A 22,471-nucleotide genomic window follows, 5' to 3' on the forward strand; every position below is an offset into this window, starting at 1 on the left:
CAAGAGGGAGTATAAATATGTAAATACCTTGTTCTATGTTATTGTGTTTGTATTTGCAATTTCATATTCACTCGTTCCATTTATTGCCCCTAATCCTATAATAGATGTTTGGACCAAACAAGAGCAAGCAGTCCAAGCTTTTTTAAATTTCAAAAATCCATATACAATTGAATATATAAATATTTATCCTGTTGAAATTCAAAATAAAATTACTCCGTTTGGAGTTAATTATAATTATCTTCCTACACCATTTATTTTTTGTGCTCCTTTCGGACTCCTTGGGCTAGATATTAGATTTGGTCTTATATTTGCACTAATCATGTTTGCAGTGATTACACACTTATTCTTAAAAATAAAAAGAATTAAATTTTTAGAATATTTTGTGCCTATTCTATTACTTTCCGTTCCAACCAACTCATTTATGATTGAACAGGCCTGGAATGATATAATACCTATCTTTCTCATTATTCTAAGTTTGTATTGCACAGAAAAGAACTATAAAATATTATTTTATATTTTATCCTCACTCATTTTCATGACAAAGCTATATGTTATTCCCGTTGTTCCTCTCCTTATAATTTATATGTCTTTTAAAAGTTCAGAAAACATCCTTTATACAACACTAAAATCAACTATCATTGCACTTCTTGTTTGCTTATTTTTTTTAATCTTAGATTGGAAAAATTTCTTAGGGAGTCAAATTGGCCTACACTTTTTTAAAAATCCAGACATTTATAAAAATCCACTAACAAACATACTAAGATCAGATGGTTTCACATTAACCAATTGGTTTTACTTAAGAACGAAGTTTAAAATTTCATTTATTTCATTTATTTTATGCCTAGGAGCTTATCCATATATTTTATGGAAACAATTTTCAAACAAAATGCGAATAAGTGATTCTATTAGATTTGTTGGGTATATCTTATTTTTTGCTTTTTCTTTTGCAGACTATTCTTACTTCAACTACTTTTGGTTTGCTTTTGGATTAATTATAATTAGTTATGCTATAGACTCAAATTTTCATTTATTAAGCTTTTTTGACTTGAATGATACATTCTTTTTTCTCTCAAGAGTATTAATTATTTTTTACCTTGCTCCATATCTGTCAGATGTCCATTATTATCAGTGGATCTCGAGTCTTTTATCTTCAGGTAAAATACCTTATATAAATTTCAATTTTGAGTATCCACCTCTGTCATTAATTCCTATCTATCTCCCTGACATTGTTACACAGAAGACCTCTTCTAGTAACTTTCATTTTTATAGGACAATCTTTCACCTTTTTATTTTTTCATTAGACTTATGGCACTATAAATTTTTGAAAAAAAATGGATTTATAAAGAATAATTTCAAAACGATTTTATATCTAGTTTTACCTTTAGTAATTGGACATCTAAGTTATGATCGATTAGACCTTATTTTCTCTATTTTAACATCTCTTTGTTTAATCTATTTCTTCTCAGATGAAAAAAAATCTCTCTTTTACTTGGCGATGAGTGCATTTTTTAAAATAAGTAGTATTATCATATTGATTCCAAGTCTTTTCATTGGTCATCAATCAGTTAAATTAAAATTCAAACAGTTAATCTTTTTTTTCTTTATTCCACTTGTATTTTTTGTTGTCCTTTTTAAAAGTCATCTTTTTAGTTTTATCACCTATCACGGTCTAAGAGGGGTTCAGGCAGAAAGTTTGTGGTCAGGGCTTTTTATATGTACAAATATTTTACAAATGATCTCTCTCTCAAAATTTTCTCATTAATAATTGGGTGCATTTCATCTTAGAATGGAATTTCCTTTAAAAATGTATTACTGATGCTTTTTTTTAGTTCATTTTTTATTTACATAATTTATATAATTAAAAATACTCTTTAGATAAAGAAACATTACGGAAAAATTGCAATAATCCTATTCAGTGCATTTATTATATGCAACAAAGTTTTTTCTCCTCAATTTTTAATATGGATTATTTTTTACTTCCGTTTATCGAATTTACTAATATAGAAAACGAAAGGATTGTACTTCTATCACTATCTATTTTTACGATTCTTACACAGATAATATTTTTAAGTATCAAATGTTTGTTCAAATGAATCCATTTATGTGGTTATTTTAATGTAAGAAATCTACTCATGCTAGTTTTCTCTATTATTTAATAAAAGTTTACGAGTTGATTTCTTGATTAAAAAGTTCAAGATTAAAAGTATTTTTTACGAACCAATAACAAATATTATTATCATTTAAAAAACATGAATAATTATCTCAATAAATTAAAAACCTAAATAGATTGAAAATTTTCATAATTTATAAAAACGTTGGAAATATTTGCCTCCAATAAAATATCTCTATTTCTTTGGCCTAAATTTTTTAAAATTAAAAATCTGATTGGAAAAAGCTTTCTATTGAATTCATGTTTTTCCAATTTGAAGGTAAATTTAAAAGCTCGATAGAGAAGTATTTTCACTCGTTGAGTTAATCAAAACTTGCGCGCATAAAATATTTCTAAAAATAGAAGTAGATAAGTATTTGAAATGGCGGAGAACAGGAGATTCGAACTCCCGAAGGGTTGCCCCTTACACGCTTTCCAAGCGTGCGCCTTCGACCACTCGGCCAATTCTCCACATAAAACGTGTTTTTAGCAAAAATATACTACCTAAGCAATGTGTATCTGCACTAAGTCTCTTTGAATTTTTTATTCGTCTTATAAGTCTCTCTTTTTTCTTTAAAAAAATTTGATAACAGTTTGGAACATTCAAAATGTCTGAGTCCACCAATAACGCTAAATTGATGATTGAGACGACTATCCTTGTGCATATTATATCTCAAAGAAATCGCGCCCCCTTTGAGATCATACGCACCAAAAACTAAAGTTCTTATCCTGGTCTGTTGCAAAGCACTCAAACACATTGGACAAGGTTCCAAAGTGACAATGACATCACAGTCAATTAAACGCCAGCTATTGAGTTTTTGACACGCCTCTCGTAGGGCCAGAATTTCAGCATGCCCACATGGATCATAATTATGCTCCTTAACATTGTAGGCCTTTGATATAATCTTTCCACTTTTATCTAAAACGACAGCACCTATAGGTACCTCATTTTCACGATAGGCCAAATCGGCCTGCTCTAAAGCAATACCCATGGCCCATTCCAAATCATGAAGTCTTTCCATTTAATTTTAACTTTGTTTTTATTTTTGTTTTACGTTCATCTCGCCAGTATTGTCTAAAATATTTGTAATCTTTTCTTTTTTCTGGTTCTGACAAATCAAACTTTACACCATAAGTAATACCTCTCCCTATGGAGTACTCTCTAGAAGAAACAATTTTTGCTTCAAAAATTAATTCTTTAAATGTGTCACGGACTTTTACAATTATGACTTCTCCCTCTCTAAGTTTTTTAAACATTACAATACATCCTGCTCCCCTTCTTAGATCAGTCATTCTGCCCTGTATTTCTTCATCGTTATCCTTTAAATTAACAATAACCTTAACATCATCCCTGTATCTAAAATCATATTCCCACCAATTAACTCGAGGATAATATATTGGTGATGATAACGTATAGGATTGCAGACCTAAAAAAATACTGGCCGCCAAGTAACATAAAAAAATTGATTGTCCTTTATAGATAAAAACCGCCTCAAATAATCCAGAAATTAGAAATAGTGAAATAAAAAATGTGAAGGCCCAATGGGTATAGAGCAGTTTTCTCGTTGTCGTAAAATAAATATAGTATATTCCAGGAAAAACGATGAGCTGTACCAAAAATGGCCAGTGAAAACCTTTAAACTCCAATCCTGCAAACAGTGCGAGCAAAATAAAAAATAATTGCGCCCAATGGAATATTTTAATTTTATCTAAATCTTGACGCAATTTAAAATTGTAAAACTTATACTTCATGACTACCTTTGATAATGAATCACTATTTATATTATAGACTTTTCCACATAACTTAGAAGAGAAAAGTTTTTCAACTCTTTTCTACATATCTGAAATCCTGTAGTATTTTCAAAAGGAAATTACTATGAAAAATTTAACTAAGGCGATAGAAGTTTGTTTTGCAATTTGTCGCAACGCTCCGGCAAAACAAGAAGATATAAAATGGGCCCGCAAAGAATTAAATTCTGGTCTCAAATCTTTTATTTGTAGCTATGATTTAATTAAACTTTTACTAATATTTGCAGTTATCATTTTTCTAATGAAATTATTAGTTTAAATTCATTTATCTAATCACTCTTTTTGCACTCTATGGCCCAACAAACATTGATGGTTTGTCCCTACAATAGTATGCTTTGCCATCATTTATTTAAAAAAGGACCAACTGATGAGAAAGCATGAAGTGAGAGTTTATCCTTCTAAAGAACACCTTGCAAAAGAAAGTCAACTTGCCTGGAAATTTGCCGCTATGGCCTCTGACCCTGTTGATATCCAAGACGATGTTATTGATATGATTATAAACAGAATTATTGATAATGCATCCGTGGCCATTGCTGCTATAAATAGAAGACCTGTAGCAAATGCGAGAACTCAAGCATTAGCACACCCAAGAGATAAAAGAGGGGCCAATGTATTTGGAGTCTCAAAAGATCAAACTTTTTCACCTGAGTGGGCCGCCTGGGCCAATGGAACAGCAGTAAGAGAATTAGATTTTCATGACACTTTTCTTGCAGCAGATTACTCCCACCCCGGAGATAATATTCCTCCAATCTTGGCCGTCGCTCAAGCTCTTGGAAAAAATGGTGCTGATTTAGCAAAAGCTATCGCTACTGCTTATGAAATTCAAGTCCAACTTGTAAAAGGTATTTGCCTTCATAAACATAAAAAAGATCATATTGCACATTTAGGAATTTCAGTCGCTGGAGGCCTGGGAACACTTTTAGGTCTAGATACAGAAACGATTTACCAGGCCATGCAACAAGCACTTCACTTAACCTTTTCAACTCGACAATCTAGGAAAGGTGAAATTTCTTCATGGAAAGCTTATGCTCCAGCATTTGCTGGAAAAATTGGAATTGAAGCAATTGACAGGGCCATGCGAGGAGAAGGTGCGCCTTCTCCAATTTATGAAGGAGAAGACTCTGTCATCGCCTATATGCTCGACGGAAAAGATGGAAAATATACAATTGAAATTCCAGAAATTGGTGAACCCAAAAGAGCAATTCTTGAAACTTATACAAAAGAGCATTCAGCAGAATATCAGTCACAAGCTCTGATTGATCTTGCTTTTAGAATGAAAGAAAAAATTAACAATACAAATGAAATTAAATCAATCGTCTTACATACCTCACATCATACACATTATGTTATTGGAACTGGAGCAAATGATCCTCAAAAAATGGACCCAAATGCTTCTAGAGAAACTTTAGACCACTCTATCATGTATATTTTTGCTGTTGCTCTTCAAGACGGATCTTGGCATCACGTGAAAAGTTATTCTCCAGAAAGAGCAAAAAGAGAAGACACTGTGACTCTATGGCATAAGATCTCAACCCTTGAAGATCCAGAATGGACAAAAAGATATCATGAAACAGATCCAAATAAAAAAGCATTTGGAGCAAAAGTAGTCGTTACAATGAATAATGGTGAAGTTATTGAAGATGAACTTGCTATGGCCAATGCTCACCCTCTTGGTGCAAGACCTTTTAAAAGAGACAATTATATCAAAAAATTTAAAACCTTAACTGAAGGAATTATCTCACAAAACGAATGTGAAAGATTTCTAAAAACAGTACAGGATCTTCCAAAACTCTCTGCAGAACAAATGAAAGACTTAAATATTGTTGTTGATGGCACAACTTTAGAAAAAGCAACTCGTGATGAACGGGGGATTTTTTAATGCTTTTTGTAAAAAAAAATGCCCTAGAAAAAAGAGCTGATTTTAGAAAAAAACTTTCATCAGGAAATCTATTAAGATTTCCTGGTTCTTACTCTCCAATGGTTTCAATGTTAATTGAACAAAAAGGGTTTGATGGTATTTATATCTCTGGGGCCGTCTTAGCAAATGACCTTGGGTTACCCGACATTGGAATGACGACCTTATCTGAAGTCGTTTCTAGAGGAAACCAAATTGCCAGAACAACTGAATTACCTAGCATAATTGATATTGACACAGGTTTTGGAGAACCCATGAGTGTCGTGCGAACAGTTCAGCTTTTAGAAGAAGCTGGTATTAGTGGCTGTCATCTAGAAGATCAAGTGAATCCTAAAAGGTGTGGACATTTAGATAACAAACAACTTGTAGATGTTTCAAGTATGACCAAAAAAATTAAGGCCGCTAGTAAAGCAAAAAGAGATTCTAACTTTCTTATCATTGCAAGAACAGACTCAAGAGCAACTGAGGGATTACAAGCTTCAATTGATAGGGCCAAGGCCTATGTTGATGCTGGAGCAGAAATGATTTTTCCAGAGGCCTTAAAAGATGAAAAAGAATTTGAAGAGTTTCGAAAACATATTAATGTTCCACTACTTGCAAATATGACTGAGTTTGGAAAGTCTGTACTACTAAATAAAGTACAACTTGAAAACCTTGGTTACAATCTTGTCATATATCCAGTTACAACTGTAAGACTGGCCATGAAGGCCGTTGAAGATGGACTTGATCATATTTTCAAAGAAGGTTCGCAGGAAGGTATTTTGCAAAATATGCAACACCGTAAACGCCTTTATGAAATTCTACGTTATGATGAGTACAACCAATTTGATCAAAATATTTTTAACTTTTCCTTAGACAATAATTTTTAAGAGGTATTTATGAATGAACAAAAAACTGTAAATGTAAAAAGAGGACTTGAGGGAGTTGTTGCTGACATGACAACTATTTCAAAAGTTATGCCTGAGATTAACTCTCTTGTTTATAAAGGATACCCCGTTCAAGATCTCGCAGAAAACTGTACTTTTGAAGAAGTTGCTTTTCTCCTATGGAATGGAGAACTTCCAAATGAAGCTGAGTTAGCTGAATTTAAAAAAAAGGAAAGATCTTATAGAGATATTTCTGGTGAACTTGTAAATGTCATCAAAAATTTCCCAAAAACTGCTCATCCGATGGATACAATTCGAACAGGGGTAAGTTTTCTTGGGATGGAAGATGAAAGAACTTTTGACAATACTGAAGAGGTTAACCGAGATAAATCTCTAAAACTTCTGGCGGCAATTCCTACGATCATCGCTGCTGATTACCGTACTAGAAAAGGTCTTACAATTATTGCTCCTAAAAACGATCTTAGTTTATCTGAGAACTTTTTCTACATGTGTTTTGGAGAAGTTCCTAATCCTGAAATAGTTAGAGCTTTCGATGTTTCTCTTATTTTATACGCAGAGCATGGTTTTAATGCTTCGACATTTACTTCACGAGTAATAGCATCAACGACTTCCGATATGTATTCTGCAGTAACTGGAGCAATTGGTGCTCTAAAAGGTCCTTTACATGGTGGAGCTAACGAGCAAGTTATGCATATGCTTAAAGAAGTTGGAGAACCTAGCAAAGCAAAAGAATGGATGTTAACAGCACTAAAGGAAAAACGAAAAATCATGGGATTTGGACACAGAGTTTACCGAAGTGGAGACTCAAGAGTTCCAACCATGAAAAAATATGCTCAAAATCTTGGTAAATTTAAAGGTGATACGAAGTGGGATGAAATTTCTCAAATTCTAGAACAAACCATGATTGAGCAAAAAAACATCTACCCAAACCTAGATTTTCCTGCAGGACCTGCTTATTACCTTATGGGTTTTGATATTGATATGTTCACTCCTATTTTTGTCATGGCCAGAATCACAGGATGGACAGCTCATATTATCGAGCAGCATAATGACAACAGAATCATCAGGCCTCTATGTCAATATGTTGGCCCTGGAGAGAGAAAAGTTCAAAAAATATCTGAAAGATAAATAAAAATTGAAAGGCCTTTAATAAATTACTGGTCATCGATAATCGATGACCAGTTTTGATTTTTAAAGATTACTTGCTGCAAAATCCCAATTAACAAGATTCCAAAAAGCATTAATATAGTCTGGTCTAGCATTTCTGTAGTCTATATAATAGGCATGTTCCCAAACATCAATTGTAAGGACTGGTGTAAGTCCATCTGTTAATGGACAACCAGCGTCGTCTGTATTTACAATTTTTAATGATCCAGAAGAGTCTTTAACTAACCAAGTCCAACCTGACCCAAAATTTGTGGCCGCTGAATTTGTGAATTCATCTTTAAACTTTCCAAACGAACCAAAAGCTTTGTTAATTGCTTCTGCTAAAGTGCCAGTAGGTTCACCACCACCATTTGGTTTTAAACAGTTCCAGTAAAAAGTATGGTTGAAAACCTGGGCCGCGTTATTGAAAAGACCTCCAGAAGATTTGCGAATAATATCCTCAAGTGACATTTTAGCAAACTCTGTACCTTCAATTCCTGCATTTAGTTTAGTGACGTAAGCATTATGATGTTTTCCATAGTGATAATCAATTGTTTCAGCAGAAATATGTGGCTCTAGTGCTGTTTTTTCCCAAGGTAGATCTGGTAGATTATGTGCCATTGTTAAGCTCCCTCGTTTCATGAGATTTCTCATGGTTTAATAAAAGTTTTGGATTACTATTTATAGAGCTTAGGCGGAAAATAAGCAAGCTCTAAAGATGTGACAGTATTCAACGTTTCTTACGCACGACATCGTTTTCTGGAAATAAACCTTTACCTGTAGAAAAAAGTATGGATAACCAGCTAAAAAAGGCCAGAAATTCATTGCGCTTTTCAGGTCGCCTTGGTGCCCCTGATTCATCTAATTTTCTTATTAAAGCTTTAACATTTTTTTTATCAGAAGCTGTCATTGAGTCAACTTCAAACTGAAGTCCAAATCCATTTATTCCGTTTACTGAAAAATTGTGAATAACCTTTGCTTTTAGTTTAAGTTTATATTCAAATGATTCAAATTCAATTTCGACAATATCACCTTTAACAAATTCAGGAGATTTTTCTACAAAAACGCCAGATCTAGAAATATTTAAAATTCTGGTCTTAAAACTTTCGTTAACACTACAAGGAATTTCCTTAGTATATCTTGGGTGTGACTCCCACCAACGAATTGATGGATCGAGATAAGCAATTCTAACGGCCGGAACAAGAAGGTAAACAACAACCAAACAGTTTAGTACAAAAAATAAAATAAAAAAAGCAAATAACAAATATGCCCCGTTAGTTAAAAGAATACTCATATACGGCATATTTGCAAAAAATATCCAAATTTCAATAAAAGCAAAGACCCACAAGCTCCATTTTCTAACTCTTAAAATTGCAATACCAGCTATTGGAAACATGAAAAAAAACTCAAATATATGAATATAATTTTTGGTTGAAATTTCACCTACAACGACTGTAAGCGGGGAAATTCTCTCAAAGATACTATAAAAAAGTATTTTTGTTATTGGCTCTAAAATATGCAGAAGCCCTATAAGGATAATGGGCCATGGCTTATAAATCATTTAGAAATCTCCTCTAAATATTCGTCATAATTAGAGTTTATATCCCAAAGTGAAATATTGCAATCAGAAATAATTTTTTTAGCAACCTTCATTCCCATGTAGATACTATGGTCTTGATTATTGTATTTATAACTTCCCGACCTTCCAATACAGTGAATCCCTCTATGTTGATCTAAATGCTCAACTATCTGAGTAATAACCTCCTTATAACCCTTGTAATATATAGGATAAGAATTTTTAATTCTAACGATCTTATAGTTTATAATTTCAAACCTTTTCTGAAAAAGTATCTCAACTAATTCTAAAGAAATCATTTTGAATAATTGATCATCTCCTAAATTCCAGATTTGATCGTTTTCTGAACACCACAATTCACAACACAAAATAGTATTTTTTGAATATTCATTCAAACTTCCCCAGTTTGAAAAATTCGTGACTCTACCTATCTGTTTTTTTTCATCGTTAATATAAATCCAATTATCTTTAAAATAATCATCTTTTGGTAAAACGATATAAACGAGTATAGTAGATCTAAATTTCAGTCTTTGACAAAGTTTTATCAATGAATGTGTTTTTTTTGAAAATAACAGAATAAAATCAGGTAGTGGAATTGTAGATATAATTTGATCAAATTTTTCCCATTGGTTATTTATACAAACTTTATATCTACCTTCAAATTCTTGAATTTCACTCACTTTTGATTCAGTTAAGACTTTGCCACCATTTGATATAATCCTATCTTTCATATTTTCATATATTTTACCTGTTCCCTTTTTTGAATAATAAAACTCATCAATCAAAGTCCGACTTTTATTATTGAAACCTAAAATATTTTTAAAACTCATTTTTCTTATTCTTTGGGCCGCGAAATCAGTATCAAGTTCTTTCGGATCTATACCCCATAGTTTTTTAGTATAGTCACAAAAAAATATTTGATATAACTTCATCCCAAAATTATTAATTCCCCAATCTTCAAATGATTCAACTTTTCTTGGACAAATTTTAGATTTTAAAATCGAAAAAAAACATTGAAATGATGTATAAATTCCTAGTTTCTTCAAAGCACTAAAAATCCTAAGTGGATAGTCATAGAATTTCTGTCGATAAAATATCCTTGTTAGGCGATTAACTGCTATTAAATCCTCTCGTGCAAATTCTTTCCACAACTCATTCACTTCTTGCGACTTTGAAAAAAATCTGTGAGGGCCTAAATCAACGATACTGTCTTCAATGAATAAACTTTTACACATTCCACCCACAGTTTTACTTTTTTCTATTAATTTCACCTCATAGTCATTTTGGGATAACTTAAGTGCGGCGACTAACCCTGCAGGGCCAGCACCAAGTATGAGAATTGATAATTTCTTTTCATTCAAAACGGCATATCCTATATTAGGCTAATTCAATATAAAAAAACCAGGATACAATATGATATCTCAAAGAGGAAAGAAACTTATTCAAAGACCATCTAAAATTGTAGAGGCCTTTTATAAATCAGCAAACGATCTTTATTCCAGCGAAAACCCTGAGGGTTTTTTGAATTTTGGTACTGCAGAAAACTTCTTAGTCGATGATCTACTGCTTCAAAAAATTCAATCATTTCAATATACTCATTCAAAATATAATCACTATAGTTATATGCATGGTATACCTGAACTGCGAGAGTCTTTTACATCTTTCCTAAAAGAATATTTTTGCAACAGAAATTACAATCCAGATAATGTGATCGTTTCAAATGGAGCAACAGGAACCTTAGAAATGATCGCGTATACATTGTTTGATGATGGAGATAAAATTCTAATTCCCTCGCCATATTACACTGGATTTACACAAGATCTGGAACTAAGATTTGGAGTTAATATTGTTCCCTATCAGATGAGTGAGAAATCTTTTGTCTACGATGAAAACTTGATAGAGACGATATTGCATCACAAATATAAGGCAATCCTTATTAATAACCCTCATAATCCAACTTCAAAGATATTTTCAGAAGATTTCTTAAAGAAAATTGTATTGGCCTGCAAGGAAGTCAATACCCATATTATTACCGATGAAGTTTATATTCATTCAACTATAAATGATTCTAAATTTTATAGTTTGTTAAACGAAATCAATTCTTATCAAAATATTCATTTTGTCTATACGATGGCCAAGGACTTTGCTCTATCGGGTTTTAAAACAGGATTCTTCTATTCTGAAAACAATGAACTTGTTAAGGCCATGCAAAATCTGGCCTATTTTTATACTGTTTCAAATTACAACCAAGTTCTTATTGCTGATATAATTAAAGATAATGACTTTATAAAAAAATTAAAAGATGAAAACCAATATAGACTTAACCAAATATACATAAAACTCTCAAATTTTTTTACTTCAAAAAATATAAAATATTTCTACCCTGAAAGAGGTCTATTTATTTACATCTATTTAGGTGATAAAATTAGGCTAAAAAACAACCAATCTATTTATGATAAAGTATTTAATGAATACAAAATAAATATTCTCCCATCAGAGGCATTCGCAGACAAAATTGAAGGGCATTTTCGAATATGTTTTGCTCGTAATGACCTCGAAATTTCTGAATTAATAGATCGACTAGATAAACTTACATCTGAATGACAACACTCTTACTTTTTTGTAAGTTTAAGTTTGTTTACATAATTAGTCTCATAATATGAGATTGAATTATGAAATTTTTCATCTTTATTAGTTTTCTGATCTTTTCAAATTTACTTCACGCTGAAGGGTATAAAGTTAAATGTTCAATTTTGTTACCATTTGTAAGCAAAGCGAGGATAAATGGGGAAATTCACAATTATGATGGGAAAAACAAATGGATCTCAAATCTAAATATTAAAATAACAAAAAAAGGTATTTCTCGTTGGAAAACTTTTAAAAATATCAAAGATGTAGGGATATATTTTTATGATCTTGGTACTGATACCTTTAATTTCTTTCCTACTATTGAAGGGAAGAAAACTCTTATTGTCCTAAGAAAAAATAGTTATCTCTATTCTTCTGTATTTTATGATAATGTTCACTATCCAAGTGAGTGTACTTTTAAAGATTCTTAACTAACCTTCTATTTCAATGATTCCCTCTGAATTTCCAATTTGAATAAAAAGAGGTTTTAGATGTTCCATATTTGGAAATTCAGAAAAGAATATTTTTTTTGCCGCTTGTATCGAATCTGTCTTCATGGGTAAACATAGTCCCAACTTTCCGACAAGAATATCATATCTAAATTCACGAATAAGTTCTGGACAGAATCTGTCTAAAACGACATATTCCGGATCTGCACTTTCAGCAATTTTTTGAAGCTCTTTTTTGGAAACATTTCTATTTCCCTCAAGATTACTCTGAGGCAAAGATAAATTTAAACAATTTTCAATTTGTAAATCCATCTTAAGACCAATCCCTATTGAAGTTATCATTGAATCATCAAAATATTCATTAAATATTTTCTCTATGGCCATAATTAATGAACCCCGATTGCTTCCAGCTATGATTATTGGTTTTTTGGATTCAAGACTATCTCTGATTTTGCTCTCAGTTTTTTCTTTATTTATTTTCTCAGCAAATAACTTCTCATCGAAATTACCGACCCTATCTATTCTCAAGAATACTCCTCCCGATGTTACTGGAGGAATCGCCGCAGTCAGTGTGAATGTTCTACCTTTAATAAATTTCTTAGACAGCACTGGCCTACGTTCATCTATTATATATCCCTCTGGATGAATAAACCTTTCTATTATATTCACAATTTGAGAGTCACTTCTTTCAATTTCTTGAATCTCAATATTGCCATTTCTTTCAATAATTATTTGCTTACTATTAATAATAGAAAAACTACTCACTTCTTTATCTTGAAAATACTTAAAAACAAAACCATTTGGATCACATAGATCTCTCACTTCATTCAATAAGTCATTTTTTCGGTTAATAATATTATTTGAATAAAGGCCGTTTTCAATATTACTATTGATGATATCTTTAATAATATTATCTAATAGGCTTTTATTTTCTACTAGATCATTGAGATAATGTTCTTGAATGACATTTGCATAGATATCTTGAATGATTTCATTATAGTTTTCGATTTGTGAACGGGCCTTAGACTTATCTGTTCTAATATGAAAGCTGTTGCGTTTAGTTTCCAAGTAAGTCAAATACTCTTCTAAATTAATCACTTCAAATTTCAAATTATTTCTTTCTTTCAAATAAAAATCAATAACATCAACTAAAGAAGTTCCAAGCATACTGCAAAACATAAAGTTTTTGACTATATAATTTAAGTCAGGAGAAGGGTTTCGATTATAAAATCTAATGAGAGCTTCAAAACGAGAAACTTCCCTGAAATCATTTAATAGTTTTTCCAATTCAACTTTTATTGATTCATTTGAAAGTTTAAGCGTCTCATGAACTGAGGGTTCAAATGATAGACCTGAATTTGTACACATCTTAATGTTTAATAAAAACTCGGGCAGAAATTCTTTAAAATTGCTCATCGTTAATCCTTTAAATAGTTCAATTCTACCCGTCTAGGTAGAAATAGAAAAGGGTTCTTGGAACTGGATTTTCACGAATAAAATATGGCGCAACCGGCAGGAGTCGAACCTGCGACCACTTGATTCGTAGTCAAGTACTCTATCCAACTGAGCTACGGTTGCGTAAAGAAATTTGTCCGCCTTTTGTAGTACAAACTCTGCGATTTATCAATAAAAAGAAAATTATTCACCATTTCTTATTGAATCTGGAACCTTTCTAAACTGATCAACCGTATCATTTTGATCTGGTCTTAACTTTGGCTTCATTTCATAATAGGGATGGCCTGGCTCAAAAAATAAGTCAGATTCCTTAATCTCTGATCCATCTGGACGATAAAACTCTCCGTTTTTAAAAACAAGAACTTGCATCTCTCCATTCTCACCTATTAATCCAACAGAATGGACCCAATTACTTGCACCTTCAATTGCATAATCTTGGTCTTTTCTGGCCAAGAGCCCAACATTCACAATCCCATTTTTCCTCTGATAAGTGTGAGTATGGCCATAAATCACTCGGTCTACAATTTTTTCCCATTTAGTCACAGCTCCTCCTCTAGCACCTTCGCTTGAAACGTGCCCATGAGCAGTTGTTAAAACTTGCCTCCCTCTGAATGGTATTCCCTCTTCAGTAAAACCTCCAGGAACAGGACCTATAAATTCCTCTTCTCCAGGAACCTTAATGACTATTTTATTCCAATATCTCCTATCTAAGGGTTGTACTAATCCCTCAATCCCATTTCTCAAAACCCATTCCAGTACATTTTGGCCACTTTCTGCTATTTCAAAAAGTTTGGCCCCAACGGCAGCATTTTGATGTTCCTTAATCCAATTTGCATCTTCTAACCAACTATTAAGCCAACCATTGTGATTTGACACAACAATGACGTTATCAATATCTTTGTTTCTTGGATTTGAGTAAAAAGCATTAAAAAAAGCAGTCGCCTGATTTAATGGCCTTATTAATCTTAGCTCATCATTTCTTGCCTTTTTTGCTTGTTTAACAACCTTATTTTTTTCGTGGTGTGAAATCTCTCCGAGATTTAGAAAATCGTGCCAATATATTGCTCTTGGTTGTAATTCCATCACTATACTAAGAAAGTGTTTGAGGACTTCTTGATCAGCGACTACTAAATGTAAATCTCCTGGCACTAAAGCTAGTGGTCTAACTTCTTTTTCAATTTTATCAGTGGAGTAAAAAGTATTAAGGTCCAAGAATCCTTTTTTCTCAGGAATATACTCTAAATGACGAGGATGAAAATCTCCATGAGTAAACTCTTGCAAGATTCCCGGTCTGCCATTTGTTTTCTCAAAGAGTAGAGCTGCAATTTTATGTTTCTTCTGTGCTATTTTATCAGTCTTATGCTGAATTAAATATTTACCATCAAATATTCCTTCTGTGATTGAACCTGTTGTAAAAAGCATCCTATAGTCAACTACCGGGTCATGTATTCCAAGTGTTCTAACCCTCATCTGAGGAGAACCTAAAATTAATGATAAACCTCTGTCTTCATAATCATCTAATCCTGAATTTGGGTCTTTTTGTTTTCCCATAACTTCAATCGTGTCTATTGCCCACTCGTAAGAGAGCCTAATTTGACCAATATCAGGAGGAATAATATGCACATCTTTATCTTCCAATAAAGCTTCGTCAAAATCCATATTTATTGGATCAACAGGAATCACAATTATTGGAGCATTTCCAAAACTGTTTGATTTTGATTTTGAAATTGTTTTAAGGGCCGCAAGTGCATCAATATTAACATCTCTTCCTGCAGAAGCTCCTACAATAATATAACTATCAGCTTTTTCAATCGCCTCTTTTAATTTTTCATACTTTTCTGGTGTAAAAATTGCTGAATGATAAACTCTCTTAAATGTCGATCCTCTTTTATCTCTTTCTTTTGCAATGTCTAAAATTTCATTAAAGTGATCAAATAATTTACCTTTTCCGATAAGCCCCTTCAAAGTTCCAGATTTTAAATTCATCTCATTTTCTAAATGTTCTTCAGTAGGAGTCCACCCATGGGCCTTGCAAAATTCGGTGTATGCTTTAATAAATTTATTTCTAATAACTTCTAAATCTTTTGAATCCTCTGCGAAAATTCTTAGATTAATTTCATTTTTTTTTCCAACAATAAGCTTTTTCACTTCACTGAATTCATATCCCATTTCATTTGCAAGCTCTTCATTAGATGGTAAACGTAAGTTCTCTTTCAAATACTTTAAACTTGACTTCACAGCGTCACTATAAAATGAACTCCAAAATTCAGGATAAATATCCCTAGACAGTTCTAAAAGTTTTTTAACACCTTTAGGAAGTTCCTTTTCTTTGAAAGGATCAAAATCTATGTTTTTCATATTCAAAGAGATCATCAACTCATCAAACTTTGGTAGTCTCTTAAATTTTTTTAGATCTGAATATATTTTTTCAGATATCTTCTTGAGTAAATTTTTTGATTCAGCTGAAAGCATCAGCTCCTCACAACTAGGACCTGCAAAACATTCAAAGGTAAAAAGAAAGAGGAATAAGAAACTTAATCGCTTAAACATTTTGTTACCTCATTTTGTTTTGACAGTAATTTACCTGTAAATGAGAAAGAATTTTTTTCTTTTCTTTTTCAGTAATATTTGGCTCACCAATCAGCTCTTCCAGTTTCGCTTTCCTAAAACTACCATTTGCTTTTATAACAGTTTGCTCATAATATGCTTTTTTGCGAATATTAGAATGAAAGTCAGCACTTAAAAAAATTACTTTCACTTTAGAAGAATTTCTAGCAACTAATGCTTTCATTTTTTCTGCAAACAAATCAACCGTTGCAGTATTGTCGTCAGCGAATATTAAAGTATGTAGAGGTTTTAAAGCTCGACCATCTTGATCTAATTTAATTTCTTCTTCGTTAATAGGTACCTTTTGTAACTCTTTAAATTGTTCGATAGCATAATTCACTTTTCGAACATTTGGTCGGCCTTCAAGATCGTAATGGTCCATAGACGATGATCTTGCACTAATAAAATGATCTGGAGTGCGATTGATTAATTTTCTTTTCAATAAATGACTGGACCATTCTATAAAATCTTCCTGAGAGTGATTTCTCATAGTCAAAATGGCCACAATATTTGTTTTAACATTTAACGCCGCTTGAAATAACGAAAAAAATCTTCCACGCCAGTCCGTATTATTATTCTTTACGTTCTTTTCTGCTGCCAATTGTTGCTCTAATAAGAAATTTCGGCCCTGAAAACTTTTTCCAAAATATTCATACGTTTCATAACTATTTATTTCTCTGGCCTCGTAAATACCAGGGATAAATTTTCTTCCATCAGTCAGTGTGATTGGAATAGTATTCCCTGGAAAACCGGGACCTTTTGATAATTTGTCTTTGACTCTTTCAAAATCCCAAGAACTCAATTCTATAATGGGTTCATATTCTTCATAATCTGGCAGAATAACATCAGTTCTTCTTTCTACAAGGTAAAGTTTATGGGGAGTATCAAAACCACCCTTATATTCTTCTCTGTGCTCAACAATGGTGTTATCGAAATCCATTAAGTATAGCGTTATTGCCATGGTCTTTTGGGTAAAAAGCATTCCAATAAATAGCAAAATATAACTCATAAATTTCTCTGTTTAAAAAATTTTTATTTATAAACAAAAACAGTTTCTCTTTAAAATAGTGTATTTATCAAGTTTTATTTGCAAACTAATGAATATTGAACAATTGCCTGTAACTAAATGATTTTAGAAAAATAAAGTCAGAATTTTTAAGAAAAGAAATAAAAAATTAGTATTAAACTAGGACAACTCGCCTTCTTTTTCGAGTATATCATGTGATTCATGAAAATGCTCTTCAAGATCATCAATCACCTCCTCACCCTCTATCTCTCCAGCATTGGGATCATTGAAAATTTCCCTATTAAACTCTCCTTCAGTTTGTGCAATGATGATTGAAGCACAAGCGTCGCCAGATATATTTACAGCTGTTCTGGCCATATCTAAAAGCCTATCAACTCCGATGATAAGTGCAATTCCATCTACAGGTAAATTAACTTGAACTAAAACCATGGAAAGAGTAATCAGACCAACCCCGGGAACACCGGCCGTTCCTACAGATGCTAAAGTTGCCGTTAGGATCACTGAGAGAAAATCATTAAAGGAAAGCGGATGGTTGTACACTTGAGAAATAAAAATGACTGCAACTCCCTGCATAATTGCAGTTCCGTCCATATTTATAGTTGCACCAAATGGAATCGTAAATGAGGTGATCCCTTTTGAAACACCAAGTCTTTTATTTACTGTACGCATTGTGACAGGAATCGTTGCATTTGAGCTGGCAGTAGAAAAAGCTACAAGTAGCGTAGAGTAAAACTTTTTAAGGAAGGTAAAAAAATTCACTCTGCCCAAAAGAGTAAGAGATCCCCCATAGACTAGAAACAAGTGAACTAATAATACAAAAATAACTGTTAACATGTATTTACCTAAGGGAATCATTGCAGATAGGCCTTCAACTGCAAATACTTTTGCAATAAGACAAAAGATTCCAAAGGGAGCAATTAACATGACTAGTGTGACCATTTTCATAACGACTTCATTGGCCTGATGGAAAATGGCCAAAATCCTATCGGCCTTTTTACCTAGAGATGCAATGGCCATTCCAAGCAGAAGTGAGAAAAAAATAACCTGTAACATTTCCCCTTTTACCATTGAATCAAAAGGATTTTCCGGAATTATTTGTATAAGAACTTGCGCAAAACTTGGGGCCTCTTTTGAAGCAAAGGCCGTTGCTCCAGTATTTACTGTTAGGCCATCTCCTGGCCCGATTAATTTTGCGAAAAATAGTGCAAGAGCTATAGCAATACCAGTTGTGAGCATATAGAACGCCAGAGTTTTTCCACCTACTCTACCCAATTTTTTTATATCACCAATACCTGTTACACCACAGACAAGAGAAATCAGAACAAGTGGAACAACCAACATTTTAATTGAATTGATGAATACTTTTCCAAGTACAGTGAACATACCATCAATGAGATATGTATTTATAAATAAAACAACTTGTTTAAAAAATTCAGCTTTTTCGATTAAACCATCTTTTTCAAGCAGTACAACTGAAGTTGACAGCTTTGACATCAAAACATTTAGTATAGTTCCAAAACAAGCTCCCACTATTAATGAAATGAGAATCATTGTCGTCAAGCCAAACTTTCCCTTTAGCGTCATGTCAAATCTCCTGTATTACAAAAGTTACTTTTGAAAAAGTGGTTTACCCTAACAAAAAAATAACACAATCGTTTAAACAGAAAATAAGGTAGATTACAAGGAAAACATTGTATTACGCAATTTTTATTTACGCCCTATGCGCCAATTGCTCTCTTTAGCATACTGACCAGCGTATACAATTATTTATTTTTAAGAAGCCTAAAATTGTTAGAAGCTATTCGTCAATCGATACATTTATTGATCTTGTTCTAAGACCATTTTTAAATCTAATAAGTAGATAATCTTCATCAGTATCTGGGTTAAGTTTAATTTCTTCTAAAATTTCGTTAATGAATTCAAAAAGGATATCCTCAGCAGACTCACTTGAATCATCCATTTCCTCTTCTTCAGTCTCATCATCATATTCCTCATATTCATCGTCGATTTCATCTTCAATTTCCTCTTCTAATGTTATTTTTCTCATTCTTTTTAATGCATTCTCAACCAATGGATTTGAACCATCTAATGCTTTATATCCGAGATCAAATATCCTTTGAAATTCACGTTCACCAATAATATTGTAATCAAGCTCTGTGTTCTCTAACTCTTCTGTTAACAAACGCTCTATGAGATCATATGAGGCAGGGGACCCATCCTCTTTCAAGATGAAATCTTGTTCATCTTTACTATATTCAACAATCTCTCTTACATTTGAGATTGCATTGATAAGTGTTGGATTAATAGCGCTTTGAATCTGAGTTTGGTTCATAAAAACTTCCTTGTTTTATTCTATATTTATTTTAACTTGGGCCAAAATAAGTTCAACATTTTTTTCAACATTTTTTTTGGCCAACACATTGAATTTCCGAAATAAATCAAATCAAAAGAGTCAAGTTTATTGGCCGACTTTCCGAAAACTTATACGTGAAAATAAATTTACTGGTTTCCACTATCATAGGTATATTGGGCATGATTTATTCAGTTATCCAGATCTCTTTTTATATATTTACAAAAGAGTCTTTTAAAATTGGGTGTCATGCAGATCGCATTTTTGAAATACATAAAAAGAAAATTTCTGAAATAAAAAACAAGAAATACGACCCATTTGTTTATAAATACGTAGTTGCAATAAACATAGATAAAAAAGAATATATTTTAAAATCGATCGAGAGCTTAAAAGGTTTAAAATTAGATTATTTTGATCTCTTTGCATTTCATACATGCTCTAACAAAGAAAACAAAACTGTATCATTGATTGCATACGAAAATCAGCTCAATCAACTTGATACAGAATTGGACTTTAATATAAGTCATTTAAATCAAAACAAGCAATACATCATTTATAAAAGTGATTTAAAAATACTGTGCCATCTAGAAAAAATCATTAAAGATTATGAACGTATAAATACGGTAATTGAACGAAATATAGACGGGAGAAGTACTGCTTCAAAGATAGATGATAAGTCTGAAAGATTTAAAGATGATTTGAAACAACTCATGGATAAATATGATCGATCAAAAAATCAGATCTCTAAGAAATGGGATATTAATATTAGTTCTAATTGTAGTTATTAAACCCTCTTTTGGAGAGAATACAGAAGAACACAGAGGAATCTGTAATGATAAGATTGCTCAGAACTATTATTTTAAAGCATTTAATTTTCAACAAAATAATGAAACAGATAAAGCACTAGAACAATATCATTTATGCATTCAAAAGGAACCCCACTGCGTAAGTTGCCAATATGAAATTGGTTGGTCATATTGGCAAAAATCAAATTGGGGAAAAGTTCTTTACCATTGGGATATTGTTAAACAGTTAGATTCTAAACATGAACTTGTTAAACAGTTCATTCCTATAGTTAATGATAATCTCAATATTGTCCAAGGGAAAAAAAGAAGTTTAGACCTTAAAAGGAATATCAAACTTTTAACGAAATCGACTCCCGATGATTCTCAAGTTCAGCTATTGTATAAAACAAGATGCCAATCATATAATAAAAGTTCGGCCAATCCACTCGATATTTATACCCCAAGTATCTACTCTCCAAAATCAGTCAAATTTTCAAGTGATGATAAATATGTGTTTGTGAATTCATTAGAATCTTTTCAAACTTTGGTATTTAAACATGACAAATGTGAACTAGTGACTAAAATCAGACATCACTTTGATGAGTCTAAAGAGCGCTTATTTGTAGCATCTCCTTGGTTTGAGTTTCATAAACCAGATAATGTTTCTGATAAAAAATATTTTGATGGAAAACCAGTTGAAATGGAACTTTCTCATAGCGGGAAATATCTTTGGATTAGTTACTATCGTCGTTCTTATGATGAATTTGCGATCTTACCATCTGCAATTGGAGTTATCAGTACGGATGACTTTACTTTCAAAAAAGTTTTTGAAACTGGCCCTATACCTAAAATATTAAAAAAATCACCAGATGAAAATTTCATGGCCGTTTCAAATTGGGGAAATAACACCATAACAATTTTTGATATTAAATCTCCTGATATTAATAAATTCAAATATCACCAAAAACTTGTAGTCGATGAATCGTATTCTCCTGTCACATATAGCAAAGATCGTGATAAAGATTGTGGACTTTGTATAAGAGGGCTAGCATTCACACCTGATAGTCAATACTTACTAGTTTCAAGGATGAAAAAAACTGGTATCAGTGTCTTCCAACGTAACAATATAAATCAATTTGAATTGCTTGGAACATTAGATGGTCAGTGTTATGGGCCCAGAGATCTTCTCATAGATAGTACTGGGGATAATTTATATGCAACTTGTAATTCAAATGGTGCAATATTAAAATTGGATATTAAAACCTCAATTAGTTTATTAAGTCAGCAAAAAAATGTCGGTAAAGATAACCATATTAAATTAACAGCAAATAATTCAAATTTTATAAAAAAGGTCATAGGCCAAGGACCAAGATCAATGAAGTTTTCTAATGATCATAAATATCTATTCGTAGCTGTAAATCAAACCAGTGAATTAATAGTTGTTGAAGTCAATAATCTAAATATCATTTCAACAATACCTGTCGATAGTTATCCTGTAGGACTTGGAATATCAAACTCAGGTGATGAAATATGGACGACAAGTCAGGGAAGAAATTCTAAAGGAGGAAATTCTGTAGGAATCTATTATATTAGATATCCAGAACTTGAGAAAATTAGACCAGATATAAATTAATATTATTACAATCAAAATCCGATAGGTTTTATAGAATTTTGAAATTCAAATAAAT

The 22,471-nt window shown here is 32.2% G+C and carries 19 protein-coding genes and 2 tRNA genes; 9 read left to right on the forward strand and 12 right to left on the reverse strand.

Features of this window, described 5'->3' with window-relative positions; all coding sequences use genetic code 11:
• Positions 1-43: 43 nt before the first annotated feature.
• Complete coding sequence (locus H6622_03025; GenBank protein ID MCB9060479.1) at positions 44-1,762, forward strand: hypothetical protein; 1,719 nt, start codon at positions 44-46, stop codon at positions 1,760-1,762.
• A gap of 770 nt (positions 1,763-2,532) precedes the next feature.
• Here H6622_03025 and H6622_03030 read toward each other — a convergent pair.
• The 3 genes from H6622_03030 to H6622_03040 all read right to left on the reverse strand — a co-directional run bounded on the left by H6622_03030 (position 2,533) and on the right by H6622_03040 (position 3,901).
• A tRNA-Ser gene (locus H6622_03030) sits at positions 2,533-2,620 on the reverse strand.
• 53 nt (positions 2,621-2,673) lie between these two features.
• Complete coding sequence (locus H6622_03035) at positions 2,674-3,171, reverse strand: nucleoside deaminase (GenBank protein ID MCB9060480.1); 498 nt, start codon at positions 3,169-3,171, stop codon at positions 2,674-2,676.
• On the reverse strand, positions 3,155-3,901 hold the full coding sequence (locus H6622_03040; protein ID MCB9060481.1) for a PilZ domain-containing protein: 747 nt from the start codon (positions 3,899-3,901) through the stop codon (positions 3,155-3,157). Before H6622_03040 ends, H6622_03035 begins: the two co-directional genes overlap by 17 nt.
• Before the next feature lie 124 nt (positions 3,902-4,025).
• Between H6622_03040 and H6622_03045 the strand changes: the two genes are divergently transcribed.
• The 4 genes from H6622_03045 (at position 4,026) to H6622_03060 (ending at position 7,888) form a co-directional block, all read left to right on the forward strand.
• Positions 4,026-4,217: a hypothetical protein gene (locus tag H6622_03045; protein MCB9060482.1), complete on the forward strand. Its 192-nt coding sequence runs from the start codon at positions 4,026-4,028 to the stop codon at positions 4,215-4,217.
• Positions 4,218-4,325: 108 nt separating this feature from the next.
• Positions 4,326-5,837, forward strand: coding sequence for an MmgE/PrpD family protein (locus H6622_03050; GenBank protein ID MCB9060483.1), 1,512 nt, complete (start codon positions 4,326-4,328; stop codon positions 5,835-5,837).
• Positions 5,837-6,742, forward strand: a complete 906-nt coding sequence (gene prpB / locus H6622_03055) for a methylisocitrate lyase (GenBank protein MCB9060484.1) — start codon at positions 5,837-5,839, stop codon at positions 6,740-6,742. The genes H6622_03050 and prpB overlap by 1 nt, the downstream gene beginning before the upstream one ends.
• A gap of 9 nt (positions 6,743-6,751) precedes the next feature.
• Complete coding sequence (locus H6622_03060) at positions 6,752-7,888, forward strand: bifunctional 2-methylcitrate synthase/citrate synthase (GenBank protein MCB9060485.1); 1,137 nt, start codon at positions 6,752-6,754, stop codon at positions 7,886-7,888.
• A 63-nt stretch (positions 7,889-7,951) separates the two neighbouring features.
• On the opposite strand, the gene H6622_03065 is transcribed toward H6622_03060, so the two are convergent.
• From H6622_03065 to H6622_03075, 3 genes are all read right to left on the reverse strand, one after another.
• Complete coding sequence (locus H6622_03065) at positions 7,952-8,527, reverse strand: superoxide dismutase [Fe] (GenBank protein ID MCB9060486.1); 576 nt, start codon at positions 8,525-8,527, stop codon at positions 7,952-7,954.
• 109 nt (positions 8,528-8,636) lie between these two features.
• Positions 8,637-9,467 (reverse strand): PilZ domain-containing protein, encoded by an 831-nt coding sequence (locus tag H6622_03070; GenBank protein ID MCB9060487.1) that lies wholly within the window; start codon positions 9,465-9,467, stop codon positions 8,637-8,639.
• Complete coding sequence (locus H6622_03075; GenBank protein MCB9060488.1) at positions 9,464-10,843, reverse strand: FAD-dependent oxidoreductase; 1,380 nt, start codon at positions 10,841-10,843, stop codon at positions 9,464-9,466. Before H6622_03075 ends, H6622_03070 begins: the two co-directional genes overlap by 4 nt.
• 52 nt (positions 10,844-10,895) lie before the next feature.
• Between H6622_03075 and H6622_03080 the strand changes: the two genes are divergently transcribed.
• Together H6622_03080 and H6622_03085 are read left to right on the forward strand one after the other, a co-directional pair.
• Positions 10,896-12,086, forward strand: a complete 1,191-nt coding sequence (locus H6622_03080) for a pyridoxal phosphate-dependent aminotransferase (protein MCB9060489.1) — start codon at positions 10,896-10,898, stop codon at positions 12,084-12,086.
• Positions 12,087-12,154: 68 nt separating this feature from the next.
• Positions 12,155-12,541 carry a hypothetical protein gene (locus tag H6622_03085; GenBank protein MCB9060490.1) on the forward strand — a complete coding sequence of 129 codons (387 nt, stop codon included), beginning with the start codon at positions 12,155-12,157 and terminating at the stop codon, positions 12,539-12,541.
• Here the strand turns inward: H6622_03085 and tadA are convergent, their stop codons facing one another.
• From tadA to H6622_03115, 6 genes are all read right to left on the reverse strand, one after another.
• The gene (gene tadA / locus H6622_03090) at positions 12,542-13,975 is read right to left on the reverse strand and encodes a Flp pilus assembly complex ATPase component TadA (protein ID MCB9060491.1); all 1,434 of its coding nucleotides are present in this window, start codon (positions 13,973-13,975) and stop codon (positions 12,542-12,544) included.
• A gap of 85 nt (positions 13,976-14,060) precedes the next feature.
• Positions 14,061-14,137 (reverse strand) — tRNA-Arg (locus tag H6622_03095).
• Positions 14,138-14,197: 60 nt separating this feature from the next.
• Positions 14,198-16,564: a hypothetical protein gene (locus H6622_03100; protein ID MCB9060492.1), complete on the reverse strand. Its 2,367-nt coding sequence runs from the start codon at positions 16,562-16,564 to the stop codon at positions 14,198-14,200.
• A 4-nt stretch (positions 16,565-16,568) separates the two neighbouring features.
• Positions 16,569-17,630, reverse strand: a complete 1,062-nt coding sequence (locus H6622_03105; GenBank protein ID MCB9060493.1) for a hypothetical protein — start codon at positions 17,628-17,630, stop codon at positions 16,569-16,571.
• 177 nt (positions 17,631-17,807) lie between these two features.
• Positions 17,808-19,232, reverse strand: coding sequence for a dicarboxylate/amino acid:cation symporter (locus H6622_03110; protein ID MCB9060494.1), 1,425 nt, complete (start codon positions 19,230-19,232; stop codon positions 17,808-17,810).
• Positions 19,233-19,446: 214 nt separating this feature from the next.
• Positions 19,447-19,980 (reverse strand): hypothetical protein, encoded by a 534-nt coding sequence (locus H6622_03115; GenBank protein MCB9060495.1) that lies wholly within the window; start codon positions 19,978-19,980, stop codon positions 19,447-19,449.
• A gap of 155 nt (positions 19,981-20,135) precedes the next feature.
• On the opposite strand from H6622_03115, the gene H6622_03120 reads away from it, so the two are divergent.
• Positions 20,136-20,786, forward strand: coding sequence for a hypothetical protein (locus H6622_03120; GenBank protein MCB9060496.1), 651 nt, complete (start codon positions 20,136-20,138; stop codon positions 20,784-20,786).
• Complete coding sequence (locus tag H6622_03125) at positions 20,719-22,416, forward strand: hypothetical protein (GenBank protein ID MCB9060497.1); 1,698 nt, start codon at positions 20,719-20,721, stop codon at positions 22,414-22,416. The genes H6622_03120 and H6622_03125 overlap by 68 nt, the downstream gene beginning before the upstream one ends.
• Positions 22,417-22,471 lie beyond the last annotated feature (55 nt).

Source organism: Halobacteriovoraceae bacterium (assembly GCA_020635115.1).
Taxonomy (GTDB): Bacteria; Bdellovibrionota; Bacteriovoracia; order Bacteriovoracales; family Bacteriovoracaceae; genus JACKAK01.

Bases quoted from the DNA above. Each gene is read 5' to 3' on its own strand.
- H6622_03035 (MCB9060480.1), bottom strand. From the start codon at position 3,171: ATGGAAAGACTTCATGATTTGGAATGGGCCATGGGTATTGCTTTAGAG.
- H6622_03040 (MCB9060481.1), bottom strand. From the start codon at position 3,901: ATGAAGTATAAGTTTTACAATTTTAAATTGCGTCAAGATTTAGATAAA.
- H6622_03045 (MCB9060482.1), top strand. From the start codon at position 4,026: ATGAAAAATTTAACTAAGGCGATAGAAGTTTGTTTTGCAATTTGTCGC.
- H6622_03050 (MCB9060483.1), top strand. From the start codon at position 4,326: ATGAGAAAGCATGAAGTGAGAGTTTATCCTTCTAAAGAACACCTTGCA.
- prpB (MCB9060484.1), top strand. From the start codon at position 5,837: ATGCTTTTTGTAAAAAAAAATGCCCTAGAAAAAAGAGCTGATTTTAGA.
- H6622_03060 (MCB9060485.1), top strand. From the start codon at position 6,752: ATGAATGAACAAAAAACTGTAAATGTAAAAAGAGGACTTGAGGGAGTT.
- H6622_03065 (MCB9060486.1), bottom strand. From the start codon at position 8,527: ATGGCACATAATCTACCAGATCTACCTTGGGAAAAAACAGCACTAGAG.
- H6622_03070 (MCB9060487.1), bottom strand. From the start codon at position 9,467: ATGATTTATAAGCCATGGCCCATTATCCTTATAGGGCTTCTGCATATT.
- H6622_03080 (MCB9060489.1), top strand. From the start codon at position 10,896: ATGATATCTCAAAGAGGAAAGAAACTTATTCAAAGACCATCTAAAATT.
- H6622_03085 (MCB9060490.1), top strand. From the start codon at position 12,155: ATGAAATTTTTCATCTTTATTAGTTTTCTGATCTTTTCAAATTTACTT.
- tadA (MCB9060491.1), bottom strand. From the start codon at position 13,975: ATGAGCAATTTTAAAGAATTTCTGCCCGAGTTTTTATTAAACATTAAG.
- H6622_03100 (MCB9060492.1), bottom strand. From the start codon at position 16,564: ATGTTTAAGCGATTAAGTTTCTTATTCCTCTTTCTTTTTACCTTTGAA.
- H6622_03105 (MCB9060493.1), bottom strand. From the start codon at position 17,630: ATGAGTTATATTTTGCTATTTATTGGAATGCTTTTTACCCAAAAGACC.
- H6622_03110 (MCB9060494.1), bottom strand. From the start codon at position 19,232: ATGACGCTAAAGGGAAAGTTTGGCTTGACGACAATGATTCTCATTTCA.
- H6622_03115 (MCB9060495.1), bottom strand. From the start codon at position 19,980: ATGAACCAAACTCAGATTCAAAGCGCTATTAATCCAACACTTATCAAT.
- H6622_03125 (MCB9060497.1), top strand. From the start codon at position 20,719: ATGATCGATCAAAAAATCAGATCTCTAAGAAATGGGATATTAATATTA.